24 protein-coding genes are annotated in these 22,821 nt (G+C 67.5%); 9 read left to right on the top strand and 15 right to left on the bottom strand.

Annotated features, from left to right (window positions below; translation table 11 throughout):
- Positions 1 to 15 precede the first annotated feature (15 nt).
- The 4 genes from LPC08_RS24675 to LPC08_RS24660 form a co-directional block, all read right to left on the bottom strand.
- A complete protein-coding gene (locus tag LPC08_RS24675; RefSeq protein WP_230453335.1) occupies positions 16 to 519 on the bottom strand; it encodes an antitoxin Xre/MbcA/ParS toxin-binding domain-containing protein in 504 nt (167 codons plus the stop codon).
- A gap of 242 nt (positions 520 to 761) precedes the next feature.
- Positions 762 to 1,328, bottom strand: a complete 567-nt coding sequence (locus tag LPC08_RS24670; protein WP_230453334.1) for a hypothetical protein — start codon at positions 1,326 to 1,328, stop codon at positions 762 to 764.
- 125 nt (positions 1,329 to 1,453) lie between these two features.
- Positions 1,454 to 4,609, bottom strand: coding sequence for a MobF family relaxase (gene mobF, locus LPC08_RS24665; protein WP_230453333.1), 3,156 nt, complete (start codon positions 4,607 to 4,609; stop codon positions 1,454 to 1,456).
- Positions 4,606 to 4,932 carry a hypothetical protein gene (locus LPC08_RS24660; protein WP_230453332.1) on the bottom strand — a complete coding sequence of 109 codons (327 nt, stop codon included), beginning with the start codon at positions 4,930 to 4,932 and terminating at the stop codon, positions 4,606 to 4,608. Before LPC08_RS24660 ends, mobF begins: the two co-directional genes overlap by 4 nt.
- 1,112 nt (positions 4,933 to 6,044) lie before the next feature.
- Here LPC08_RS24660 and LPC08_RS24655 point away from each other — a divergent pair.
- The 4 genes from LPC08_RS24655 to LPC08_RS24640 all read left to right on the top strand — a co-directional run bounded on the left by LPC08_RS24655 (position 6,045) and on the right by LPC08_RS24640 (position 8,603).
- The gene (locus LPC08_RS24655) at positions 6,045 to 6,578 is read left to right on the top strand and encodes a hypothetical protein (protein WP_230453331.1); all 534 of its coding nucleotides are present in this window, start codon (positions 6,045 to 6,047) and stop codon (positions 6,576 to 6,578) included.
- On the top strand, positions 6,575 to 7,249 hold the full coding sequence (locus LPC08_RS24650) for a hypothetical protein (RefSeq protein ID WP_230453330.1): 675 nt from the start codon (positions 6,575 to 6,577) through the stop codon (positions 7,247 to 7,249). The genes LPC08_RS24655 and LPC08_RS24650 overlap by 4 nt, the downstream gene beginning before the upstream one ends.
- A 136-nt stretch (positions 7,250 to 7,385) precedes the next feature.
- Positions 7,386 to 8,171, top strand: a complete 786-nt coding sequence (locus LPC08_RS24645; protein ID WP_230453329.1) for a hypothetical protein — start codon at positions 7,386 to 7,388, stop codon at positions 8,169 to 8,171.
- A gap of 12 nt (positions 8,172 to 8,183) precedes the next feature.
- Positions 8,184 to 8,603, top strand: a complete 420-nt coding sequence (locus LPC08_RS24640; protein WP_230453328.1) for an SH3 domain-containing protein — start codon at positions 8,184 to 8,186, stop codon at positions 8,601 to 8,603.
- Positions 8,604 to 9,596: 993 nt separating this feature from the next.
- Here LPC08_RS24640 and LPC08_RS24635 read toward each other — a convergent pair.
- Complete coding sequence (locus LPC08_RS24635) at positions 9,597 to 10,331, bottom strand: hypothetical protein (protein ID WP_230453327.1); 735 nt, start codon at positions 10,329 to 10,331, stop codon at positions 9,597 to 9,599.
- Between the two features lie 604 nt (positions 10,332 to 10,935).
- On the opposite strand from LPC08_RS24635, the gene LPC08_RS24630 reads away from it, so the two are divergent.
- Positions 10,936 to 11,757 (top strand): IS5 family transposase, encoded by an 822-nt coding sequence (locus LPC08_RS24630; protein ID WP_230450819.1) that lies wholly within the window; start codon positions 10,936 to 10,938, stop codon positions 11,755 to 11,757.
- 339 nt (positions 11,758 to 12,096) lie between these two features.
- On the opposite strand, the gene LPC08_RS24625 is transcribed toward LPC08_RS24630, so the two are convergent.
- Genes LPC08_RS24625 through LPC08_RS24615 form a run of 3 tightly spaced genes read right to left on the bottom strand, consistent with a single transcriptional unit; the run spans position 12,097 to position 14,066 of the window.
- The gene (locus LPC08_RS24625) at positions 12,097 to 12,537 is read right to left on the bottom strand and encodes a YqaA family protein (protein ID WP_230453326.1); all 441 of its coding nucleotides are present in this window, start codon (positions 12,535 to 12,537) and stop codon (positions 12,097 to 12,099) included.
- A gap of 58 nt (positions 12,538 to 12,595) precedes the next feature.
- Complete coding sequence (locus LPC08_RS24620; protein WP_230453325.1) at positions 12,596 to 13,777, bottom strand: nickel/cobalt efflux transporter; 1,182 nt, start codon at positions 13,775 to 13,777, stop codon at positions 12,596 to 12,598.
- 10 nt (positions 13,778 to 13,787) lie between these two features.
- The gene (locus LPC08_RS24615) at positions 13,788 to 14,066 is read right to left on the bottom strand and encodes a metal-sensing transcriptional repressor (RefSeq protein WP_230453324.1); all 279 of its coding nucleotides are present in this window, start codon (positions 14,064 to 14,066) and stop codon (positions 13,788 to 13,790) included.
- Positions 14,067 to 14,156: 90 nt separating this feature from the next.
- On the opposite strand from LPC08_RS24615, the gene LPC08_RS24610 reads away from it, so the two are divergent.
- Genes LPC08_RS24610 through LPC08_RS24600 form a run of 3 tightly spaced genes read left to right on the top strand, consistent with a single transcriptional unit; the run spans position 14,157 to position 15,967 of the window.
- Positions 14,157 to 14,516 carry a hypothetical protein gene (locus tag LPC08_RS24610; protein ID WP_230453323.1) on the top strand — a complete coding sequence of 120 codons (360 nt, stop codon included), beginning with the start codon at positions 14,157 to 14,159 and terminating at the stop codon, positions 14,514 to 14,516.
- 51 nt (positions 14,517 to 14,567) lie between these two features.
- Positions 14,568 to 15,290 carry a HupE/UreJ family protein gene (locus tag LPC08_RS24605; RefSeq protein ID WP_230453322.1) on the top strand — a complete coding sequence of 241 codons (723 nt, stop codon included), beginning with the start codon at positions 14,568 to 14,570 and terminating at the stop codon, positions 15,288 to 15,290.
- 11 nt (positions 15,291 to 15,301) lie between these two features.
- Positions 15,302 to 15,967, top strand: coding sequence for a transmembrane anchor protein (locus LPC08_RS24600; RefSeq protein WP_230453321.1), 666 nt, complete (start codon positions 15,302 to 15,304; stop codon positions 15,965 to 15,967).
- Positions 15,968 to 16,060: 93 nt separating this feature from the next.
- On the opposite strand, the gene LPC08_RS24595 is transcribed toward LPC08_RS24600, so the two are convergent.
- The 3 genes from LPC08_RS24595 to LPC08_RS24585 all read right to left on the bottom strand — a co-directional run bounded on the left by LPC08_RS24595 (position 16,061) and on the right by LPC08_RS24585 (position 18,386).
- Positions 16,061 to 16,384 (bottom strand): transposase, encoded by a 324-nt coding sequence (locus tag LPC08_RS24595; RefSeq protein ID WP_230453379.1) that lies wholly within the window; start codon positions 16,382 to 16,384, stop codon positions 16,061 to 16,063.
- A protein-coding gene (locus LPC08_RS24590; protein ID WP_230453320.1) for an IS3 family transposase occupies positions 16,384 to 17,618 on the bottom strand; the annotation gives its coding sequence in 2 pieces (ribosomal slippage) (positions 16,384 to 17,270 and positions 17,270 to 17,618; 1,236 coding nt in all). Before LPC08_RS24590 ends, LPC08_RS24595 begins: the two co-directional genes overlap by 1 nt.
- A gap of 30 nt (positions 17,619 to 17,648) precedes the next feature.
- Positions 17,649 to 18,386 carry an IS110 family RNA-guided transposase gene (locus LPC08_RS24585; RefSeq protein WP_230453319.1) on the bottom strand — a complete coding sequence of 246 codons (738 nt, stop codon included), beginning with the start codon at positions 18,384 to 18,386 and terminating at the stop codon, positions 17,649 to 17,651.
- 714 nt (positions 18,387 to 19,100) lie between these two features.
- Here LPC08_RS24585 and LPC08_RS24580 point away from each other — a divergent pair.
- Complete coding sequence (locus tag LPC08_RS24580; RefSeq protein ID WP_230453318.1) at positions 19,101 to 19,673, top strand: hypothetical protein; 573 nt, start codon at positions 19,101 to 19,103, stop codon at positions 19,671 to 19,673.
- A gap of 403 nt (positions 19,674 to 20,076) precedes the next feature.
- Here LPC08_RS24580 and LPC08_RS24575 read toward each other — a convergent pair whose 3' ends face one another.
- The 4 genes from LPC08_RS24575 to LPC08_RS24560 form a co-directional block, all read right to left on the bottom strand.
- Complete coding sequence (locus LPC08_RS24575) at positions 20,077 to 20,322, bottom strand: hypothetical protein (RefSeq protein ID WP_230453317.1); 246 nt, start codon at positions 20,320 to 20,322, stop codon at positions 20,077 to 20,079.
- Between the two features lie 151 nt (positions 20,323 to 20,473).
- The gene (locus LPC08_RS24570) at positions 20,474 to 20,755 is read right to left on the bottom strand and encodes a hypothetical protein (protein WP_230453316.1); all 282 of its coding nucleotides are present in this window, start codon (positions 20,753 to 20,755) and stop codon (positions 20,474 to 20,476) included.
- A 105-nt stretch (positions 20,756 to 20,860) separates the two neighbouring features.
- The gene (gene ssb / locus LPC08_RS24565) at positions 20,861 to 21,394 is read right to left on the bottom strand and encodes a single-stranded DNA-binding protein (RefSeq protein ID WP_230453315.1); all 534 of its coding nucleotides are present in this window, start codon (positions 21,392 to 21,394) and stop codon (positions 20,861 to 20,863) included.
- Between the two features lie 404 nt (positions 21,395 to 21,798).
- Positions 21,799 to 22,821: a deazapurine DNA modification protein DpdA family protein gene (locus tag LPC08_RS24560; RefSeq protein WP_230453314.1), complete on the bottom strand. Its 1,023-nt coding sequence runs from the start codon at positions 22,819 to 22,821 to the stop codon at positions 21,799 to 21,801.

The raw sequence follows: 22,821 nt of genomic DNA, 5'->3' as shown, positions 1-22,821 counted from the left end.
ATTATGAATCAGACTCTAAGGACGGAAATTCCGATCAAGGGCTTCGATCGGTTCCATGTAGATGCCGCCGCGGGCCGCATCGAGGAACCGGCGAACCGTAAGCAGCCCGTCCTGGGTACCGCTGGTGATCAACTCAAGCGGAGGCCTGCCGCCGAAGACCGTCGCTCCATGTGGAGTCCGAAGCCAATCTATTCCTTCACGCTCACTGCCATACAGCATACCAAGAGCCTGGTGGATGCCCAGCACTGCGGAAATTCGGGTCAGCACATCAGCGTCGAGGGTAATTTCGCCATGCTCGCGGACAGTCTTGGCCCACTTATGGAAGGTCGAGCGCGGCGGATACCCTAGTATCAGGAGCCGTTGAGTTTCATCGAGGGCCCACAAATCCGCGATTGCAAGGAAGGTTCGGAGGCCGGGAGCGCTCAGGCGACGCCGAGTCTCAGGTGCAAAGCGGTTCCGGTCCAGGCGGACGGGCCCAGATCCGATAGGCCGGCGTGCAGCGCTTTGGACACTCGTCATGGGTGGCCCCTTCTGCCTGCTTGTGGACTATGTCCATATCGGGACAACGTCAAGGAATTTGTAGCCCCTCACCATCAGGCTTTTCCTTCGTCGCGCTCTATTGGGGCACACCGACACTTAGGCGACGACACCATTTCCGCAGGTGGGTATCCCGAGCAGGCGAGGTTCGGGTGAGGTCGGCGCCACGGGGTCAGCTGCTGACGCCTCCGCGTTCTGAGCAGCCGCCGACGCCGCTCAACCTCTCAGGCCAAGTGCGCCAGCCCGAACGCCTCGGCGAACTCGGCGTCACGGTCGACCGGCGCCCAGGTCTCGCCGCGCTCGGCAATTCGCACCGCCCTCGCCGCGCCCTCAGCCTCTTCGGTGCAGAGATGCGCCTGCACCAGCAGTTCGGCCGCGCGCGCGCTCAGCTCATCCGCCCGCTGGCCAAGTGCCTCGGTCCTGAAACCACCCTCGGTCTGGGCGTGGGCCAGCTGCTGCAGGGCCTCGCCGGCTGCGACGGCAGCGTCATGGGCGTCACGGCAGGCCGCGACCGCCTGGGTGAGCAGCGGCTCCAGCACACGCTGCAGGGCCACCTGGCGCACCTCGCCGGGCTCGCTCGGCACATGCTCACGGATGGACTCGGCCGTGCCCGCGTCCGCCGCGTCGCGAAGACCCACGACCGGGTAATTGAGGCCGAACGCCTCAGCCACGTTGCCCACCTCGCGAGGGTCGGGCGCGATCTCACGCAGCAGATCCAGCGTCGGCCGGGCCCGACGCTCGACCGGGAAGCGGATGACGTTGGTCAGTCCCGGCAGCAGTTCGATGCGCATGATCGGCTCCTCTGAAGTGTGAAATGGATTCTACGGCGAACAAGACACGAACTCAAGCACAACTTGTTGATATACAACGGCTTTTCTGGCCAAAGTGGAAAGCGAGTGGCCGCTCTGTGTGGCTCTCACATACCCGCCAAGGGCGACGAACGGCGCGGGCGCGGCGCTGGCTGAGGCTGCGGGGCTGGAGGCACCCCTTCCAGCTTGCGGCGGGCGACCTCGGCCTCGACGCGCAGGTGCCGCAGGTGGTCCTCGGCCGCACGCGGCCCAGCCGTGGCGAGGTTGCGCCGCAACGCCTCGTCGAGTGCCGCGATGTGCCGGGGCAGGCTGGCCCGCACGGCTTCGGCCTGCAGCCGCTGCCGGACCTCCCGGCCGATATTGCGGCCCTCGGCCCGCAGGGTCTGAAAGCGGTGGCTCTGGGCGATGAAGGCGTCGACCGCCATGACCCGGCCCTCGCGCGCGCCCTGCAGCAGGTCGATGCCGAGCGCCTTGTAGCGCTTGGCCGCCATGTCCTCGGCCACCCGCTCCCAGAGGTCGTGACGGGTGATCGGCCGCGCATCCCCGAGTGCCCGGCGGCCCTTGACCGCCTCGAGGGTCGCGGCCTCCGACACCATGGTCCAGGTCGTGCCGGTCGCCCGGCTCTCGGCGACATAGGCCTTGAACGCGGTTATGCCGGCCGACCCGCGCGGGAGGGCGTTGATGTGCTCGTCCGACGTGATGCCCTGGGCCGCGTCGATGGTCATGGCATGCCCGAAGCCGAGCTTCAGGCGCCCGGTCTCGGCGTCTGCCAGACGCTGCCACTCCACCGCACCAACCCGGCCCTCCTTGTTGCGGAGGACCAGCGCTTCCGCGGTGCGCCCGACGACCTCGACGATGTCGCCGTTGCTGCCGATCCAGCCGCCCTTGCCGTCGATCTTGGCCCAGGTCTTGGCGAAGAGCCGGACCCGGTCGCCGGCCGCGATCGGCAGTTCATACTGTTCGCCCCGCTGGTCGACGGCCTTGTAGACCACCTCGTCGGCCCCGAGCTCGCCCCTCTGACGCATGCGCTCGCGGACGGCCCGGCTGATATCGGCCGCGTCCTCGTTGGTCAGGGCGGAGACGGTGATGCCGCGCCTGGAACCGGCGGCGGTCAGGGCGTCGCGGCGGCGCATGTAGAAGTCGGCGATCTGCTCGACCACCTGGTCGTGGTCGCCGCCGAGCATCTGGACGGACTCCGCATTGCGTGCCCGCTTGAGTTCTAGAGCCTCGGCCGCCCGGCTCTTATTCCTGTCCTGGCTTTCCCGGAACAGCCCGACGATGCGCCGGTCCTCCTGGTTGCGCTGGCGGACGGTGCTGAGCAGCTCCGGCATCTCAGATTTCGGCAAAGCGCGGCGCAGCAGCTCGATGGAGTCCCCGGCCTCGATCGCCTGCGCCTGCTCCCGGTCGCCCAGGGCCTTGATGGTGAACCCGGTGCGGGCCTGCAGCTCCAGCAACTCCAGCATGGCACGCGGGCCGACCTGGCTGACCTCGTCGATCACCAACACGGTATTCCGGGTCGGCCGGAACTCGCCCGAGCGGACAGACGCCAGCAGCGGGTGCATGGCCATGGTCTTCTCGACCCCGGCCTCCTTCAGCGCGTCGGCCTGACGCCAGGCAGTCGCCACGCCCACCACCTCCCGGCCGCCCGGGTCGAAGCGGGTGTCCGCCTTCCAGGCCGCGACGAGCGGCTTCATCAGCGTGGTCTTGCCGGCCCCGGCCACGCCGGTCAGCACGGTCAGGGCACCCCCCTGCCCCATGGCATAGATCGCGGCCAGCTGCGCCCGGGCGTGCTCGGGCTTACTGGTGAAGTCGAGGCCGGAGGCGTCCACGGCCGCCTTGATCGCCGCAGCCGGGAGAGCACCAGCCCGGTCACCCGCAGCGCGCCGGCCATGCCACGCCAGCGCCTGCTCGATCCGGATCTGGGCGGTGTTGGTGACCCGGACCTTCTCCCCCGAATGCCCGACCACCAGGGCCACGCGCTCGCCCCGCAGCTCGATCCCGCGGGCCTCGATCAGCGCCACCACGCGGTCGATGTCGTCCGGCCCGCCCGCGATGCCGGTGCCGATCAGCCCCCGGGCGGCGTACATCCGCAGCTTGTCATAGTCGATCACGGCCGCGGTCTGGAACTCCTTGGCCAGGTGCCGCGCAGCGAACTGGTAGGCCCGGTCGAACCGCTCGGCATCGGTCAGCTTGGGGTGCTCCACCTCGTGCATGACGGTCTTGTGGTGCCAGCCGATATCCTCGGCCTGCTCGCGCCAGATCTCCCGGTCGTTCTTGTTGCCGTGCTTCTCTTGGCGGGAGGCGAGGCCGGTGACGGACAGGATCTTGAGCTTGCCCTCGGCCGAGATCTGGTCCCACTCGAGGCCCTGCCGCTTGGCGTAGGCGCGGGCGCTGCGGAGGACCTGCTTGCGGCCCTTGCTGAACAGGTCGTTGGCCCGCTCCGGGATGGCAACCAGCACGACCGCTTGCTGATCTCTGTCGTAGCTGGTCCGGGCGCCCAACCGGCGCAGCTGCTCGGCGAGCCTGGCCTGGAAGTAGGCTCCAAACTCGTGGACGCGGGAATGGAGCTGCTGCGTATCGAGCGAGCCCACCCGGCCGTCATTGGTCACCACGACATTGAACAGGGCGTTGTGGATGTGGGCGTGCGGGTCGCCGTCGGTCGGCACCGTGGCGAGATAAGTCGCCCCGCCCGGCCCGTCCTGTACCGGGAGGGTCGGCCGGGCCGTGTGGTGGCGGAAGCTGACCCAGGCGACCGCACCCGGGTCGGCCCCCTCCTCGCCTCCCTTGCCCTTGCGGGCCCAGCCGAGCTCGCGGGCGACGTAGCGCATCGTGGCGTCGTTGGCCTTGTCGATGGCGTGCCAGATGGCCGCACTTTCGGCCGGCGTCCCCGCGAACTCGGCTGCCAGTGTCACGGATTTGTGAGGCGCCATGGTCAGGTCGTAGGCGCTGATCTTGCGCTTCTGGCTCGACCAGGCCTCCCCGTTGTCCGCGCGCTTGGCCTCGAAGAGGCGATCAAGCTGGGCGTCCCTGGGCATCCGGGAGGGGTCGATGCCGAGCACCTTGGCTACTGCCTGGGGCATGTCGGGCCGCCAGGTCGCCCGGCTGTCCCGGCCAGTATAATAGGCGGTCAGACGGCCGCCGGGGTCGAGATGCTGGCCCGGCGTGGTGGGGGGGTCGTGGATTGGCTCCGGGGTGTTCTCGGTGAAGTAGGCCCGGATGAGCTTGCCGACGCCAGCGGCAGCCAGCTTTCGGAAGGTCATCATCCCCGGCTGCTCGTCCCGTTCGCACCGGCTCCATTCAGGCCGGGCCGGGTGTCTCCAGGGTAGAGTTGTTGCTGCACCAGCAGGTCCGTGCGCGCGTCGATGCGCTTGAGCAGAACCGCCTGATCGCTGATCAGGCTCACGAGCCCGGCGAGCAGCTCATCGAGGGTCGGCCCCTCGCTCGGCTTGGGCGTGAGCAGCTGGACCACCTGGTCCAGGCGCTCCAACAGCAGCCGCAGCAGGGTCGATTGCAGGGCGAGGACCGCCGCGACGTCCTGATCGGATGTCTCAGTTCGCACCGATTGCGGATCATGTTGGTCGAGCATGCTGCCTCCTGTGTCTGGCAGCAGCGTCGCTCCGGCCCGTGCGAACGGCGACAAGAAGGGCGCGGAGGCGATCCAAATGGCGGCAGGGGCCGTGCGCAGGACCGCGCACCCTGCATCTCAGGTGCAATGGTGTATGGACCCTACTCCTCCATGGAAGCGAGACGGAACTAAGACGGCAGTTGCGCGGAAGCCGGGCGGAAGCCCGATGGAACCGCGAGGGAACAGCGACGGCAGTCGCACGGAACCTCGGAGGAAGAGCGACGGAACCTGGACGGTACGGCGACGGAAACGTTGCAGGCGGAAAGGGAGCGCGGTGTGTCTCTGCGTAGCCGGAAGGCTCTGGCCAAAGCCTTCCAGGCTAACGCTCACCAGACACTTGGACCGATCTATCGCTGGCTTTGGGAGCACCACCAGATCGTACGGGGTGGACTGGACAGCCAGCGTGCAGGCTGGGCCACGGTCATTGCTCAAATGGTTGAGGACAGCGTCACCGGCCGACACGGAAATACTCCGACGGTGTCGGCGGTTGTCCGAGTATGGGGCCGGGTATGTCGGGACAAAGCCAAAGCCGAGAGCGAGAGCGAGAGCGTCAAAGACAGCCCAATCTTGAGGAAGGTGAACCGGTCACCTCGTGGGAGCGTCACCATGCACGCCCCCGCTCCGGCGTCCGGCAACAATGCCGAGAAAGCGCCCATGCCGTTCGCGCCACTTCCGGCGACACCTTCGAGCCCAGACAAGCGGCCGATGACCCCTCAAGAGGTGAGGGACAACTTCCGCCGTGGACTGGAGAACCGAGGCAGGCCGATAGGGCCGAGGAGCGCATCTTGAACAAGGCAGCCAATCCGAAGAAGGAAAGCACCGAACCACTGGCCACTGCAGTTCCGGCTGCTGTGAGCCCGATACAGTCGCTGGTGGTACGTCAAGGACGGGGCAGGCTCGGAGGGTCCACACTGCTCGAGTACCTCGTCCTCCGAGCGAGGCGGGAGGGTCGCCCGGTCATCGTGGGGGATGGCGACGTCGATCACGCGTCCCTCTCCCAGGTCTTTCCACCCGGGACTAGCGAAGGTGCCGTTCCACCTGTCAGTGCTCAGCCGGCAGACCTGAAGCAGTGGGTGACCGACCTGATCGGCCGTGCGGTGGACGAGCGCTCCTCGCTGGTACTCGACCTTGGCGGCGGTGAAGCGATCCTCCGAGACTACAACGAGGACACGTCGCTAGTGGAGTTCTGTGATGAGGTCGGGATCGAGTCTGTCGGCCTCTTCATGTGTGGCGCAGACCCGGCCGACTTCGATCATGTCGTCGGCATCTGGGACAGCGCTCACTTCCGGCCCCGTCAGTCCATCCTGGTGTTCAACGAGTTCCTTGCTCCCCCAGGCCGCTCAGCGCTCGGCGCCTTCGACTTTGTCACGAAGAGGCCAGAGTTCGAACGTCTGACGGATGAGGGGATGAACTGTCTCACCATCCCCCGGCTGGTGCCGATGCCGGCGATGCGGAACGCGGGCCTCTCGTTTCACGAAGCGATTGAGGGGAAGCCCGGACGTAGTGGCAAGCCGCTAGGGCCGATGGAACGGCATCAAGTCCGAAAGTGGGTGGAGCGTCTGGAAGATGGGCTGAGCACGATACAGGCAGAAAGGTGGCTTCCGTGAATGCGGTGACGCCGATCTCCGCCGATCCAGCGGAGATCAACACTGCCCTCCGGCAGGCGCTGGATGACATGGAGGCGGCGGCTTGGGATGCCGGAGTAAGCCCGGTGGAGCCGCTGGGCGTCCTTTACCGGGCCCAGCGCGCCGTCCTGACGGCCTTCGCCAAGCTGGCGACAGACCAGCAGCAAGCTGTCGAGACCACGATCCAGGACATGCGCGCCGTCATGGATGCGGAGGTGGAGCGGCTACACCGTGCCAACATGCTGGCCGAAGCCACGATCCAGCAGCTCAAGGCGGCCGGCACCGCAGGCGAAGCGGATGCTGAGAAGGTTTTGGCCAAGGTCGTGGAGTTTGTCGCACCGGAGGTCGCAGCCGCCCTACGCGATACGGTGGTGGTGCGGGAGCACGTCCACAACAAGCGGGCGCTTCGTTGGCACCACCTGAAGGGGGCCGGAATGGTCCTAGCGTTTCTCGTGGTGGGCTACTCGGTTCATGCTTGGCAAACCTGGGGCGCGACTACCGCGGTGCAGCGCTGCCTCGAAAACGTGGTCCTGGACGCCTCAGGCAAGGGCTACTGCGCGTTGGATCGAATCCTTGCCAATCCATCGCAGCCGCAGCAGGGCTCGGCGACACCGCAGGGCCGAGCTCCAGCTGCTTCCCAGCCAGTGCGCTGAGGGATGGAGCCGGTCCCGACAGGGTCCGGCTCCGTTCGCGTCGATCGCTGAGAGAGTGCCGGCAGTCGCGAAGGAGGCGACCGCAATGGCGAACGGCCGAGACGATAAAAGGCTGCGGGGACTACCAGCGTGGGGCTTGCCTCTGATCCTGGAGGCGTTACCTGCCCTGGCTCTGGCGCAGGCTGGTCCGATCACGATGAACGGTGTGCCGGAGCAGGTGATCCCGAGGGTGTTCGACGTCGGGCTGGGGTCGTTCACGATCGTGCCCAGCACGGGTGTCCCTAACACGACGGCAGGAGGGGGAACGGGGGGCACTGGCGAGCCCGGAGGGCCGTCAGAAGCGGGGGCGAGCGTCGCGCTCGACACCATGACCTCGCGCAGCTGGGGGACGGCCGCGAGCGAGGCCGCGACGTCGGTGGGCGTGAACCCGTCGGCATTGGCAGCGACGTGCATGGTCGAGAGCGGCTGCCAGAACGTCGCGGCACGGTCAGGCAGTCAGATCCGAGGCGCATTTCAAATGCTCGACGCGACTTTCGAGAGTGGTCTGACCCAGGCCGTCCGCTACAATCCAAACCTGGCTGGTTCCATTCAGCGAGGAGTGGACGGGTCGATGGACCCGGCAAACCAAGCCATTTCCGCGGCCGCAACTCTGCGGACAGATGCAGCGAGGCTCCAAGCCGCCGGCATCAGCAATCCAACCGTTCTCGACGTCCGGGGTGGCTACAACTTCGGGAGCGGCTACACGGTTAAGCTAGCGCAGGCTGCCGACAGCGATCTCATGAGTGGGGTACTCAGCAGCTACACGCCGTCGCAGCTCACCGGCAATGGGATTACCCCAACGACCACAGTTGGACAGTGGCGGACAGCCGTGGCAGCGAGAATGGGCGATGCAGCCTATCAGCCGGTTCTGACCGGCATCTAGGGGATGCGAGACATGAAAACCGCGATCGGCGTGATGGCCGGAACCTTTCTCTTGACACTCACCGCTGTGGCGGCCGCACAGCAATCTCGGCCTTCTTTAACGGTCACGGGGCACCTGCAGGGCTATTCCTGCATGATGCTCAACCTGACCAACGAGCAGATGATGGACTTCGACAATCTGCCGCCGATCCGATCGGAGCCGTCACCAACGGCGCGGCAGATCGGCGTCGCGACCGAGACGGTGATCGTGTCCAATCCCCGTCGTGAATCTGCTGGCTTCGTGCAAGTCCTGCACATGAACGGTCAACAGGGATGGCTGGAGGCCGGCAAGCTTAAGCCTTGGAGAAGCGCCAACAACCCGAATGCGCGTTGCACACCGGCGATGATGTCGAACGGTCGGCCTGGTTTCGATTACTCTCGTTCAGCAGGCTAACTGCCTCAGGCCGCCGCTCCACAGGAGCGGCGGCTCTCATCGACAGAAATGAAGACCACCTTCAGGTCTTGATGCCATGATCGTCTGGCGAACGTTCGATGGGAACGTGCCAGGAGGTCTACCATGCTCGCCAGGATGCTTCGTAACGCTCCACCCGGGTCACTGTGGTTCGCTGCAGGGGCTGGGTTCTGTGTCCTCGGCGCTCTGCTCGCGTCTGGTCCACAGGCTCGTGAGGTTGCCCAGGTTGGGTGGTGTGCAGCAATCGGCTTCGTGGTGCTGATCCTTGCGTTCAGCGACCGGAAGCATCCCGACCGGGGCTGACAATGCGCGGTCCAGGGTGGGCCGCGACAAAGGCTGCAAGCATCGCGAGCCAGGCGGCCACATCCGGGTCGATTGGGCTGCGACCGTTGATCCAACGGCGGACGGTGGTTTGGTGACGGCGAGTGCGTCTGGCCAGCTCGCGCTCAGTCCATCCGAGGGTGATGAGCCAAGCCAACAGGCGGCTGCCCGAGACGGGCGAGTGAGGAAGCGGGGAAGTGTGTTCGCTTTGAACACACTCACCGACTTCTGCGACAATGAACCGAGAATCTGACAGAGCATCGGGCATCTGTGAAGGGTGTTCCGGGTCGGCGCGAACGGGATGCGCTTTGAGGAGGACGGTGCGCCGGCTGTAGCCATGCGCCCTGGCGGGGCCGGGTTGCGCCGGGCGCGGCGTCGCGGAGCGGCGTTGCGACCGGGGCGGCCCTGCCCCGCCGGAGGGGGCATGGCCCGCGCGCCAGTGCCGACTGCGCTTCACCGTGGCCCCGAAGGGGCCACCGCTAAAAATGCACCGGCGCGTAGCGCCGTCCGCAGATCCCGCGGCCGGGCGTCATGCGGCTGTGGTGCGAGGTGACCGGAGTGCGGGGGGGTCCAGGGGGGCAGAGCCCGTAGGGCGGCGCCCCCCTGGCCGGCGGTGGCAGGAAAGGCGGGGACCGAAGCCCCCGCCCGGTGTGCCTACTTGTTGAAGGCGTCCATTTCCTCGGCGGCGGCGCGGCGGGAAACGGTGCGGGTGTTGTCGGGGCGGCGGGTGTCGTAGGGCTTCCACGTCTCGCCCGTGAGGTGCTCGTAAGCGTCAAGCGCGCCCTCGGCGGCGGCGAGAAGGGTTGCGGCCTGGATGCCCATTTCCCCGGCGAACTGGCGGGCGCGGGTGGCGCGGCTGTCAAAGCCGGAAACCCCCTCGCGGTCCTCGTCGCGGTCCCCGTTGGCAATCTTGGCGGTGAGGTCGCGGGCCTGCGTCACCTTGTCGCTGTAGAACTTCCCGGCGCCGTAAGCGGAGCCGACGAAAGCGCCGCAAATGCGCTGGAGGTGCATCGCTAGGGCGCGCTCGTTGAGGGTGTCGGTGAGGGCGGCGGCCTGATCGCGGATGCCCTGGTCCGTCGTGGTGCGGACGTGGAGCATGTCCACGCTCTCAAGGGCGAAGGTGCGGGCAAGGTTGTTGGCAAGGCCCTGGTGGGGGCAAAGGGCCATTGCGTCGGCCATGGTGACGGGGCCGCGCTGCTCGGGGGCCGGGCGCTTGGCGGTCTGCTGGGCAGGCGTGGAAGCCGGGGCAGCCTTGGCGTCGGGCTTCGCCTTGCCCTTGGCGGGCTTGCGGGGGGCGGCGGCCTTGATGGCCTGACCCATGGCGGTTTCAACGGCGTCGCCCTTGTGGGAAGCGGCGGCGGTGGCGATGTTCTGGATAGCCTGGGACATGATCGAAGCTCCTGTCTCTGGTGAGGCCGGGGGGGTGGGGGTCCAGCCCGCCCTTCCGGCCGTTCCCTCTCTCGGGAACAAGAGAACCTTATAAGTATTCGTGGCCGGTGTCCATAGTATTATTTGCCGCCAAGACTGCCGATCTCAAGTAATAGGAAACTAATCAGACTTTCCTGAGCGCCCAGAGTGCAGAGGGCGGAGCCCTTTGCCCGCCGGAGGCCCACGCGTCCGACGCCCCCCGTGAGGGGGGTTGAGGTCGCGTGAACCCGGTAGAGAAGGCGCGCCACTTGGTGTGTGGATCAGCCTTTCCCTCGCGCAGCTCTCAGGTAGTAGGAGCGGGTTCCGTCTTGGTGCGCGGGCGTGGGTGGCTGCCCCGCGACGATGGCGTGGCGGGGGCAAGGCGCCAGTCTCTCGGAAAGTATTCGTTCTTACGAATACTTATGCACTGCAATCTATGCCAAGGAATACTCGCCATGTCAGCGGCGCGGGGTAGCCGCCCTAAGAGCCTGATCCGAAATTAAGTTGAGTGGTATCAGCGGGTTAGCTTGACGCCAGCCCAGGTCATTGATTCAGGGGTTTTTGCGAAAACTTCCGGAGATCAACGATGTGGACCGATACCACTCGGGCGCAGTATGCCCGTGCGGAACTGGCTTTGCCAAGCGATTTGACCGATGCCGAATGGGCACTGCTGGAGCCGTTCTTTCCGCCAGCATCGCATGTGGGCCGCCCGCGCAAGTGGCCACTCAGGCGGATTGTCGAGGCGATCCTGTATCTGCTGCGTGGCGGCCTGCCGTGGCGGATGCTGCCGCCCTGCTTTCCGCCGGTCTCGACGGTGCGGCGCTGGTTCTACCTGTGGCGGGACAATAGGCTGTGGTTGTCATTGAACCATGCTCTGTTGCTGATCGCCCGTGAGGGGACGGGTCGCGAAGCCTCGCCCAGCGCCGGGGTAATCGACAGCCAAAGCGTCAAAACCACGGAAAGCGGCGGACCTCGGGGCTATGATGCGGGCAAGAAGACCAAGGGCCGCAAGCGCCACATCCTGACCGACACCGACGGCAATCTCGTCCATGCGGTAGTCCACACCGCCGACATCCAGGACCGTGACGGTGCGCCGCTGGTGCTGGCCGAGATCATCAAGCGCTTCCCGTGGCTGCGCCATGTCTTCGCCGATGGTGGATATGCTGGCGACAAGCTCAGGGACGCCCTCCGGCGGATCGGCAAATGGACCGTCGAGATCGTCAAACGGTCAGATGCCGCAAGAGGGTTTGTCGTCCTCCCGCGCCGTTGGGTTGTCGAACGCACACTGGCTTGGCTCAATCGGAACCGCCGCCTCGCCAAGGACTTCGAGCAGACCATCGCATCGGCTACCGCATGGCTCTTCATCGCCTCGATCCAGCTCTTCGCACGCCGCATCGCAAGGCCATGAAATCACGCCGGATAATTATGAATCAGACTCTAAGCCGGCGTGCCTGGGCGGGGCCCGGTCCTACTACCGCCCGGAGAGATGGGCGAGGGAAAGGTTGATCCACACACGGCGCGCCGGAGCGGGCCACAAGCACTCCGCCAGTGGTCGTGGTTCCAGTCGCTCATCACCAGCACACCGTTTGGACATTGGGCACAGTGGGCGCCGACAGACCGCGCGAGAGCGAAGGCGAAGCCGTAGCGTGGATCGTTACCCGAAGATACCGTGTTGAAGGACAAGAGAGATGAGGAGCTGTACGTGCTCCCAACCCTTTGCAGACATTCGCAGGATCATTCGTCGATCTCAGGTGCCGGATGGTCCCGCCATCCAAGCTACCACGAGGTAGCGAGCCACCTTGCCGATTGTCACCAAGAGCAGGAACACGCCCAGCGGCACGCGCATCACCCCAGCTACGAGGGTCAGCGGGTCGCCCACCACCGGCAACCAGGCCAGGAGGAGGGACCAGCGACCGAGCCGCGCGAACCAGCCCTGGGCACGCCGCAACCCAGCCTCGGGAACCGGGAACCATCGGCAGGACCGGAACCGCTCAATCCCACGGCCGAGCCACCAATTCACGGTCGAGCCCGCCACGTTGCCGAGGCTGGCGGTCAGGACTAGCAGACTGACAGGTTGCCGGTCGGCGAGGATGAGGCCAGCCAACACGGCTTCCGACTGCGCGGGTAGGAGCGTCGCGGCGAGAAAGGCGGCGGCGAGCAGGGCTCCGTAGGCGGGTAGGTCGTTCATCGCCCCGGACACACGAGGGCTCGTTGCCCGGATGGTTCCGGCACGGGGCGCAAGGTGGCTAGGCCGCGAGGTGCATCACGGCGCTGACGCCGACGTAGAGGCCGACGAGGATGATCAGCGCCCCCGAGGCGAAAGGTGCCTTGCGAACGAGATCGTCGAAGCCAGCCCAGCGCCGCGATACCTGCCGCATCCCCACCGCCGCCGCAGCGCCGATCGCGACCATGGTGATGGCTAAGCCAATGCTGAAGCACAGCACCAGTACCAGGGCCAGGGACAGTTCCTGCAACTGAAGGCAGATGAGCAGCACCGTGATCGCCGCCGGGCAGGGGATCAGGCCGCCTGTCAGGCCGAACAAGACGATCTGCCAGGTAGTGACGCGCCGGTTCGCAAACTGGCGCTGGATATCGCGCGCGTGCGCCCGCTCGTGGGCGTCCTGATACCCGTCCGCGCCCACGGACAGGCCCGCCAGCTCGTCGTGCGCGTGCTCGGCGTGCCCGTGCCCGTTATGGCCGTGCTCGGCGAAGCGCAGGTCGTAGTCGTGGGAATGGCTCCCGTGCGACAGGCTCAACCTAGCCTGGAACTCGTGCGGCTCGGGGATCTCGGCGACGCTCTCCAGGTAGCCGTCGCGCTCCACGAAGGCGAAGCTCTGTCGGCTGCCGTCCGGCCGCAGCGTTTCCACCGTCACGTCCCTCGCAGCCCAGCCGTGCCCGCTCTCGGCCCGCAAGCGCCAGCGCGGTGGCACGCCGTCCTCATAGACCTCCAAGGCCAGCATGCCATGCCCGGTATGGATGCGCCGGACCTCCTCGCCATGGTGGTGCGGATGGTCGTGCCCGTGGCCGCCGCCATGCGCGTGGCTTCCGTGGTCGTGGCTGCCCGCGACGCGCTTCATGTCGCGCTGGTCACGCCAGGTCCGAACCAGCATCCACACCGCCAGGCCGATGATGGCGACCGCCGAGGCGAGCTGGAACCAGGGCTCCGACGCCTCGGCGTCCAAACCCTGCCACAGATACAGCCCGCCCAGCCCGATCGCCCACACCACGGCGGTATGGGACACGGTCGCGGCCAGCCCGAGCAGGACCGCCTGCCCCACCGTGCCGCGCACCGCCACGATGAAGGCGGCCATCATGGTCTTGGAGTGCCCCGGCTCCAGGCCGTGCAGCGCCCCGAGCAGGATGGCGGACGGAATGAACAGCCAGGCATGTGCCGAGCCTTGGGCGATCAGGTCCGAGAAGGGGGTCATGGCAGCGGCCTCAGAGGTACTTGGTGATCGCCTTGAACTCATCGATCGGACCGCGCTCGGAGCGGGGGACGGCGCCGACGACATGATCCAGGCAGTGATCGAGGTGGTCGTGGATCAGGGTGCGCTTGGCATTGGCGACCGCCGCCTCCACCGCGTGGAGCTGCTGGGCCAGTTCCAGGCAGGGCCGCCCGGCCTCGATCATCGCGACGATGGAGCGAAGGTGCCCTTCCGCCCGCTTGAGGCGCTTGACGATCTCGGGGTGGGAGGCGTGGACATGGGCATCGGCCATACGAGTACCTATCCCCCTGGTGGGGATAAGCGCAAGTTGCTATGCAGCCATCGCGGCCGGGGGGCCGCACCACTCGGTCAGGGGAGTCGTTTGCGCGTCACTGCTTGCCTTCTCCGCACCGGCCGGGCGCTGCTCGTCGCCCTGCTGGTGCTGGCCGCCGTCACGCCGGGATGGGCACAGGCCCTCGCCGGCGTGACGATCTCTGCCGCCATGGGGGAAGATGCGGCGGCCGGCGGGGAGGAAGCCGACGCAGAGCCGACCGCCGGCCACGCGCACGACCATGATCCCTCGGCCCCGGACCACATCCACGAGGCCGTGATGCCCGGAACCCGGTCGATGCCGGGGCTGCGGGTCGTCCGTGCGACGACCTGGCGGGCATCGGGGGCGCAACCGTCGCCGGGGGAAGCGGCGGGGCTGAGGCGGCCGCCGCGAGTGGTGGCCCTCGCCTGAGAGGGCGACGCCGCACGCCGTTCCCTGTCCCTATCGACCGAGTTCATCCCCATGCCACTGCAACGCCCACCCACGGGGCGGCTGTCCCGCGTCCCGTGGCACCTCGCCGCCGTGCTCTGCACCCTGCTACTCGCCGTGACGTCCGACGCCCTCGCCCACGCCGTTGCCGAGGGCGACAAGGGCTATATCCAGGAGGTTACGGGGGTGCAGTTGCTGCCCTTCGTCTATCTCGGCGCCAAACACATGGTCACCGGCTACGACCACATCCTGTTCCTGTTTGGCGTGGTCTTCTTCCTCTACCGGATGAAGCACGTCGCCATCTACGTTAGCCTGTTCGCGCTCGGGCACTCCACGACGATGCTGCTGGGCGTCTACTTCGGCATCGGTATCAACGCCTTCATTATCGACGCCATCATCGGCCTGTCCGTGGTCTACAAGGCGCTCGACAACCTCGGGGCCTTCCAGCGCTGGTTCGGCTTCCAGCCCGACACCAAGGCCGCGACGCTGATCTTCGGCTTCTGCCACGGCTTCGGCCTGTCCACCAAGATCCTCGAATACGAGATTTCCCCCGATGGGCTGGTTCCGAACCTGCTGGCCTTCAACGTGGGGGTCGAGGTCGGTCAGTTGCTGGCGCTGGGCGCCATCCTCATCGCCATGGGCTACTGGCGCCGCAGCCCGAGCTTCCTGCGCCACGCCTACACCGCAAACGTCGCCATGATGACCGCCGGATTCGTGCTGATCGGGTATCAGCTCACCGGCCTCTTCGTGTCCTGAGAGGTCCCAGCATGTACAACACTGACCTTCCGACCCGCGCCGAGCTGCCCACTTCGAAGCAGCTCCTTCGGTCCACGGGAATTGCCGCCGCCGTGGCGACGGGACTGCTCGTGACCGTCGTGCTGCCCTCCGAGTACGGCATCGACCCAACCGGCGCCGGCCGGGTGCTCGGCCTAACCGAGATGGGCGAGATCAAGGCTCAACTTGCGGCCGAGGCCGAGGCGGACCGCCGCACGGCAACGCCGCCGGCCCCTGCCTCCGCACCCTCGGATGCCGACCAACGCTCGGGCCTGATCGGGGCGTTCGGCACTTTCGCCGCCCGCTTTCTGGTGAGCCCGGCGGCGGCGCAGCCCGCTCCGCAGGCGGGTCGCAGCGACACGACCACCGTGACGCTGCGACCCAACCAGGGCATCGAAGTGAAGCTCACCATGCGGGAGGGTGCCCGGGCGACCTACGAGTGGAGTTCGACCGGTCCAGTCAACTACGACCTGCACGGCGAGCCCCCGGGGGGTTCCGGACGCAGCTACAAGGCCGGCCGTTCGGTGACGGAGGACCGGGGTGAGCTGGTCGCGGGCTTCACCGGCACGCACGGGTGGTTCTGGCGCAACCGCTCTGGTGGTGAGGTCACCGTCACGCTGCGTACCAGCGGCGCCTACACTGCCATCACTCGACCTTAGACATGACCACCACGGCGGCTGTCTCGATAGCGGCCGCCGTTCAGCTCCTCCCGCAAACGCAGCAGTCTCCTCGGCGGAAGTCTGCATTCCACCCTACTCAGCGCTTCCAGGAACTAGGTGACCGTCATAGTCCCTAGCTTGCAAGGCAAAGGGCTTTTGCGATCGAACGATGGCGTGCGCGAAGACCAAGAGCTTCCGAGCGATCGCCAACAGGATGACCTTGGGGGGCTTACCCGCCGACCTCATACGCTGAACGAAGTCGGCCAGGGCAGGATTGCGGCGTCTGCTGCTGAGCGCACACATGTACAGCGCACGACGTAGGCGCTCCGATCCCATCCTGCTGATGCGTCCTGGGCGGCGTACCGTGCTGCCAGAGCTGTACTCCTGAGGGGACAAGCCGGCTGGAGTGCTCCCCATCAAACCGGACACGCGGCTGGGGTGGACGACTGGCCTGCGATGAACTCACGGGGTGAGAGCATGCGCAAGCCGGAATGGGGGTGTAGGGCGTTGTAGTCCTCGAACCAGGCGGGGAGCTGCTGGAGGACGGTGATGGCATCGGGTCGGGGGTTCACGCGGGCATAGTCGCGCTTGAGGGTTTTCACGAAAGCCTCGCAGACGCCGTTGCTCTCGGGGCTTCGAACGGGCGTGAAACAGGCGACGAGGTTCAGCGCGGTCGCGAAGTCGACGGTGTCCTTCGCGGTGTAGGGCGAGCCGTTGTCGGCGAGCCACTGGACGGGACGCGGGGCGCGGAGGTCGCCGAACCGTCGCTCGACGCAGGCGAGCATCATGTCGCGTATCATCTCGCCGGAGATGCCCGCCCCGGCCGTGGCGACCCAGGCCATGACCTCGCGGTCGTGGGTGTCGATTGCGAAGGCGACGCGGACCACCTCGCCGTTCCAGCAGGACACCTCGAAGCCGTCGGACGCCCAGCGCTGGTTCGATGCCAAGGCGACGACGCTGCCCTCGTGGGCGCGGACCGCACGCCTGCCGGTGTGGGGCTGCAGGGTGAGGGAGGCGCGGCGCATGAGGCGCAGCACCCGCTTGCGGTTCACAAGCGGGTCGCCGGTGGCGCGTCTGGCCCGGTTCAGCAGGGCGGCGACCCGGCGGTAGCCGTAGGTGGGCCGCTCGTCGGTGACGGCGCGGATCTCGGCCAGCAGCCCGTCGTCGCCCTCGCGGCGATACGGGCCGCGGGAACGTCCTTCGGCCTTGAGCTGCTCCACGAGGTTGGACCGGGCGACACCGAGGGTATCGGCCACCGCCTTCACCGGGAACCGCCCGGTGGCGGCGACGGCAGCCGCAAGGCGGGCTTTTTCCCCCGTGACGCCTCCAGCGCCTCGCGGAGGATCTCGACCTCCATCGTCTTGCGACCCAGCAACCGCTCCAACTCGCGGACGCGGACCTCGAGTTCGCGAAGACGACCCGCAGCTACCACGTCGTCATCGGCTCGGACCGCCTCGAGGCCACCCTCGACCATGCGCCGCCTCCAACCGAACAGCAGGCTGGGGGAGACGCCGTGCAGCCGGGCCACGGCAGAGACCGTCATCCCTGGCTGCCGGGTCTCCTCGACCAGCCGGACCTTCTCCTCGGCAGAGTAGCGCCTCCGGCGCTCCCGCCCGGTGATGATTTCCACGCGCTCGACGGGCTTGGACATAGGCGCACGCCTAGGCGGAAACCTAGGCCCTCACGGTTGCGCCGGGTGTCCGGTCGAAATGGGGGGCGCTCCACCGGCAAAGGCGGCAAGACCCTTGGGAGTGAACCCATCGATATTCGGCACCTCGGCCAGCAGCACCGGGGCAGTGACTGGTCCGATCCCCGGTATGCTGAGCAGCAGTTCATGGTTACGGCTCAGCACGGGATCGGATGCCACCACCTCCTGCACCGCCTCCATGACAGCTTCGATCTCCCGATCCAGCCATTCCAGATGAGCCACGATCGAGGCAGCAACGGCGGGCGATGCCGTGCCGGACTTCTGGCGGTTGATCTCCTGAACCCTTGCGACCTTCAGCCCCTCGCAGCGGCGCACCAGTTCACGCAGCTCCCGCAGGTGGGTGGCCGGTGGCACCCAGGCCGAAGGGTCATGTGCCCGGCAGAACCGGGCGATCAAGGCTGCGTCAAGCTTGTCGGTCTTGTTGCGCAGCAGTTCGCTTTGCCCGTAGGCCTTGACCCGCATCGGGTTGACGATGCTGACCCGGTAGCCCCGGCCGTGAAGGACCTCGGCAAGGTCCAGGCCCCAGTTCCCCGTCGCCTCCATGCAGGCGTGCAGCGAGGCGCCCGATGATGGGCGGTGACGCTCAAGCCAGCCGAGGAGTTCCTGAAAGCCGACCTCCGTGTTGGGGAACACTGCTTGTCGTGTCCGTCCCTCGGTCAGCAGTGCGACATCGAACTGCCGCTTACTGATATCGATTCCCAGCATATCCATGAGCACCTCCCTTTAGTATTGGCCGATGGGACTGCCCGCGTGTGCCCTCCTTGTAACCAGGCTCTCCAGCCAGGCTGGTGCCCTGCATACCGTTCGGCCTCTGGGCAGTAGGTGCGGCGGGTCCCGATCTTCGGGGCAGACACGAGGTCCGAGGGCCGAGGGAGAACACCGCCGCCACTGATGACGATGGCCACCGACACCAGCCAAGGCAACTTACAAGGGCCGAGACCCCGCTTGGGGGCTCGGGGAGGCCGCTCTTGCGGCCGAGTAGAGCCCGGTCCCCGCGCTTGCGGGGACGCGCCCAGATCTTGCGGAAGCCCCGCCAGGCTCAGCCACCGGAAGCGACGAGCCCGCCCGTCTTCCAACGACGTTCGCCGGCCTCCCGGTGTTCGGAGCAGTACCAGACGCCAGGAATGCCTTTGAAGAGATCCCCGCCGAACCAGAAGGCACCCCATCGGCCGCACTCAGGGCAGAAATGTTCGAAGGGCTGGCCCATCTCGACGCGCTGGACGCCGCGGCGTCGGTCATCGGGCTGGTCGTCGGGCGTGTCAGTGAGTGGGCGGTTGGGAGGGCGGGTGGTTCTCATCCATGCCGGGCAGTCCTGCATTCCGCGCGATGTAGCATGCTTTGTGAAAGATAATCGTTCAGCATCAATGATCTATCTTGGAGTAGCCCTGCCCGGTCAACTAGATTCACGGCAGTAGGACGGCTGACATGGAGGCTACCGTGGTTGGATCGAACAACGTGGTGCAGTTCCCACTGCGGCGGGTGCTCCCGGAGCAGGTGGCGAAGGCGTTCGAGGGCGTGCCCGACGTGCGCGAGATCAGCAACATCGCCGATGCCTTCCAGCTCGAGATGCCGTCGCGGGACCTGCGCAATCGGGTAGAAGCGAGCGTGGCGGAGTTCGTGCTGACCAATGTGCCGCCGGAGAAGGGGGCCCGTCGTGAGGCCGTGCTGCGCGATCTGCTGGCGACGTATGCCGAGCGGGCGGAAACAGCGGCCGAGGTGGCGCGGGACGCCTGGGTAACGGCTGAGGCGGCGCAGGAGGGAGTGGTGCTGCGACAGCAGGAGCAGGGTACGGACGCGGCGCTGGAGATCCTGTCGCAGCGGGCGAACGACCTAACGGAGCAGGCGGCGCAACTGACGATCACCGCCTACGGCTACTCGGTGGAGCGATCCGCTGCGGCTAGGGTGGTGTCGCTGGCGCTGCGCGGCGAGGAATGGAAGCCGACCACCCTGCGCGACGCTGAGCTGGCGGTGTTCGGCCTCGCGGTGGTGGGGGGCTGAGGGCGGGCGACCAACGGCGCGGATCAGGCGATCCGGGCCGTCAGTGCTCCTGAACAGCTTCGAGGCGGACGCTGGCCCGACGATCGGCGGCATGTGCCTCCCGCAGGAGGCGGGCGCTTTGGGCGGCGTTAAGCGGCTCGGCGTCGGCGCCCTCTCGTAGCCGCTGGGCCTCGTGTTGCCAGCGGCGAAACTCGGCCAAGCAACCGGCTTCGGCGGTGCGTGGGGCGGCGGGAGGATGATGAAACACGTCACGCCTCCCAGTGACCGAACCAGCGGGAAGGGCAGCGGGCGCGCGTGAGCGCCCCTGCCCTGATGAGCGAGCGGACCATGGCGAACCTCGGTGTGAATGGTGGAAGGAGCCAGCCGCGCGCCGAAGGCGACGGCTGACCAGCGTGCAGCCCGGTCAGGCGGCGCGCCGCTGCATGGGTCGTGATAGTGTGGGCAGTGCCGGATAGCGGTTATCCGGCCGTCCGAAGCCCTCGTCCTCGTGCAGCTGCAGGAGGTGGATCGCGACGGTCCGGCGGCGGCCGTCGCGCAGGGAGCGCAGGACGGCCAGGTCGGTACGATTGGCGGCATAGACGCTGAGCCAGTGCCCCGTGGCGGGATCGCGCCAGGCAGCGTGGTACTGGCCGTTGAGGAAGCTCTCCACGATCCAGGGTGTGCGGCAGACGGCGGTGCGGCCGAAGCGAGCGCGCCAGTACCGTCATCCTGCAGATAGAAGATCGAGCCGAGGGCGACGGTGCCAACGCCGAGCGGGTTGTCGCCGCCCTGGCGGCGCTGGGCGTGATACTGGCGCAGCATCAGAACGGGATCTCGCTGTCGTCGAACAGCGGGGCGTGCGGCGGGGGCACGAAGCCCGGCGTGTCCAGGCGGTAGCCGTCGTAGCCGTAGCGGTCGCACATGGCGTTGGCGAAGCGGCTGGCGGCGACGCGCGAGGCGAAGCGGTAGGGGTGGCAAGAGGTCGTGACGTGGCAGCGGCCGTAAAGACCCTCGAAGCCCTCCTCGTGGACGTCCTCGAAGACGACGGTGGTTAGTGCAGGCGGGCGCGGCAGCGCCACGGAGGCGAGCAGGCTGGCGGACATCGCTGGAATCCTCGCGCGCAGGGCCAGCCGTCAGGCCGCCCGGTGAGGTGGAAGGGGCAGGAGAGAGAGGCGTCCGGCGCCTCGAGGGGCGCCGGAGCGCGGGCGTCAGAACGGCACGTCGTCGTCCAGGTCCGCCTTCGGCGCGTCCCAGCCGGAACCACCGCCAGCACTCGCCGCCGCACCGGCCCGGGAGCGCTGGCGACCCCGGCCGCGGGTGCTGCCCTGCGCCGGACGCTCGCCACCCTCGGCCGAGGCGCCGGCGTCGCCGCGCGCCTCCCGGCCGCCCGAGCCCGCGGGCTCACCCAGCATCTGCAGAGTGCCGTTGAACGGGCGCAGAGCGATCTCGGTGGTGTAGTGGTCCTGGCCGTCGCGCTCCCACTTGCGCGTTTCCAGCTTACCCTCGACGTAGATGAGGCTACCCTTCCTCAGGTAGCGCTCGGCGACGGTGCCCAGGCCGTCCGTGTAGATGCAGACCCGGTGCCACTCGGTCCGCTCCTGGCGGTTGCCCTCCCGGTCCTTCCAGCTCTCGCTCGTGGCAAGGGAGAAGCTCACCACCTGCCCGCCGTTCTGGAAGTTGCGCACCTCGGGGTCGTTGCCCAGGCGCCCGATCAGCGAAGCCTTGTTGAGCGAACCAGCCATCGTCTTATCCTCTTCATTCTCTCTCCCCGAAGAGGCTTCCGGCCCGTGCCGGTCGCGTCTCCTCGGGTGCGGTCGACCAGAGACGCGGTGGCGGGCGGTCCTACCCCTGAGGCATGTGAGGGAGGGGGATGGGGTTGCGACGAAGCGGGGCATCGCCCCGCGCACGGCGCGGCCCCAGCCCCTAACCGAGAATGCCGAACCGCAGGCGCTTTCCCCGGCTTCGGGGAAAGCGGGGGTAGGAGCGGCCGACACCGTGGCTCAGACCGCAGCACCACGAGGAGAAGCGGCCGGCACGGGCAGGCAACCGACACACTTCTCCCCACTCTCGTCCTTCGGACATCTCCCCCGCTTCTTCCGGGCTTTCTCCCCTCCCCGTCCCCTTTTCTCCTCCTCCCTCCCCGCGATCAGGCGGCGTCGGCCGCCGCCTCCGGTTCGGGCAGGTCGTCCATGAAGGCCCAGTGGAAGGCGGCCAGCGGACCGAGATCGCTCCGGTCCACCTCACCCTCCTCGTGCAGCGCCCGCAGTTCGTCGGCCGCCGCGGCGACCCGGGCCTCGATCGGATCCGCCGGGGACTCTGGCAGGGCAACCGGGAAGAAGGGCGAGCGTGCCCCCTGCCCCGGCTCCGCCAGCAGGGCCACCTGACGGCGCTGGAAGACCACCATGTGCCGGGCCAGGAAGGCGTCGGTCTTGCTCCGCCCGGCAAGGAAGGCAGCCCGCCGCGCGGTTTGCCCGTAGGCCTGGCTGTCCACCGAGGCCACGCGCGGGTGGTCCCGCAGGGCGTGCATGGCCTCAGACTTCACCCCGTAGAGATGAAGCCTCGCCGGGGCATTCCCGAGCGCCCGATCCAGGGTGTCGACCACGCGCAGCACCCCGTCAGCACCGCCGACTTGGCGACGGCAGACGCTGCCCACGCCGAGCACTGGAACACCCTCGACGCCCGGCAGGCGGTCTAGGCAGCGAAGGTAATGGTCAGGGCGCCAGCCCTGCACCACGGGGGCGAGCCGGTCCGCGATGCCGCGGTCCTCCGCCTCGCGGAGGCAACGCAGGTAGAGCCGCACCGTGCCGGCGATGCGGTCCAATACCTCGGCGTCGTCGCGAGCGATCTCCGGCTCGACGCAGAGGTCCATGGCGGAGAACCAGCGCCAGGGCGCGGCGGCCGCCAGCTCGATGTAGGCAGCTACGGTCCAAGGATAGAAGCCGTAGCGGGCCATCGCCACGAAGCCGGCAGAGTCCAGGGCGGTGTCGAGCCCGGCTAGACGCCGCAGCGGCCGGTGGTCGAAGCTCACCCAGTCGCGAATGCCGAGGCGATTTGAGCACCAGACCGAGAAAGCATTGGCGCTGAGCAGCACCGGCGTTTGCAGGCGCCGGGCTGCAGCGAGGAGTGGCCCGGCCGCGAGATGCGGCAGGCCGAGCAGGAACTCCGGCAT

The sequence above is a fragment of the Roseomonas sp. OT10 genome, from assembly GCF_020991085.1.
Taxonomy (GTDB): Bacteria; Pseudomonadota; Alphaproteobacteria; order Acetobacterales; family Acetobacteraceae; genus Roseomonas; species Roseomonas cutis.
Note: the sequence above shows the minus strand (reverse complement) of the source record. Positions and strands in the feature narration are given on the sequence as shown.

Coding starts and splice junctions, on each gene's coding strand:
- LPC08_RS24605 (WP_230453322.1), top strand. CDS start 14,568: ATGCCACTGCAACGCCCACCCACGGGGCGGCTGTCCCGCGTCCCGTGG.
- mobF (WP_230453333.1), bottom strand. CDS start 4,609: ATGATGACCTTCCGAAAGCTGGCTGCCGCTGGCGTCGGCAAGCTCATC.
- LPC08_RS24580 (WP_230453318.1), top strand. CDS start 19,101: ATGGAGGCTACCGTGGTTGGATCGAACAACGTGGTGCAGTTCCCACTG.
- LPC08_RS24630 (WP_230450819.1), top strand. CDS start 10,936: ATGTGGACCGATACCACTCGGGCGCAGTATGCCCGTGCGGAACTGGCT.
- LPC08_RS24600 (WP_230453321.1), top strand. CDS start 15,302: ATGTACAACACTGACCTTCCGACCCGCGCCGAGCTGCCCACTTCGAAG.
- LPC08_RS24570 (WP_230453316.1), bottom strand. CDS start 20,755: ATGTCCGCCAGCCTGCTCGCCTCCGTGGCGCTGCCGCGCCCGCCTGCA.
- LPC08_RS24625 (WP_230453326.1), bottom strand. CDS start 12,537: ATGAACGACCTACCCGCCTACGGAGCCCTGCTCGCCGCCGCCTTTCTC.
- ssb (WP_230453315.1), bottom strand. CDS start 21,394: ATGGCTGGTTCGCTCAACAAGGCTTCGCTGATCGGGCGCCTGGGCAAC.
- LPC08_RS24635 (WP_230453327.1), bottom strand. CDS start 10,331: ATGTCCCAGGCTATCCAGAACATCGCCACCGCCGCCGCTTCCCACAAG.
- LPC08_RS24670 (WP_230453334.1), bottom strand. CDS start 1,328: ATGCGCATCGAACTGCTGCCGGGACTGACCAACGTCATCCGCTTCCCG.
- LPC08_RS24615 (WP_230453324.1), bottom strand. CDS start 14,066: ATGGCCGATGCCCATGTCCACGCCTCCCACCCCGAGATCGTCAAGCGC.
- LPC08_RS24595 (WP_230453379.1), bottom strand. CDS start 16,384: ATGGGGAGCACTCCAGCCGGCTTGTCCCCTCAGGAGTACAGCTCTGGC.
- LPC08_RS24675 (WP_230453335.1), bottom strand. CDS start 519: ATGACGAGTGTCCAAAGCGCTGCACGCCGGCCTATCGGATCTGGGCCC.
- LPC08_RS24560 (WP_230453314.1), bottom strand. CDS start 22,821: ATGCCGGAGTTCCTGCTCGGCCTGCCGCATCTCGCGGCCGGGCCACTC.
- LPC08_RS24620 (WP_230453325.1), bottom strand. CDS start 13,777: ATGACCCCCTTCTCGGACCTGATCGCCCAAGGCTCGGCACATGCCTGG.
- LPC08_RS24660 (WP_230453332.1), bottom strand. CDS start 4,932: ATGCTCGACCAACATGATCCGCAATCGGTGCGAACTGAGACATCCGAT.
- LPC08_RS24640 (WP_230453328.1), top strand. CDS start 8,184: ATGAAAACCGCGATCGGCGTGATGGCCGGAACCTTTCTCTTGACACTC.
- LPC08_RS24585 (WP_230453319.1), bottom strand. CDS start 18,386: ATGGATATGCTGGGAATCGATATCAGTAAGCGGCAGTTCGATGTCGCA.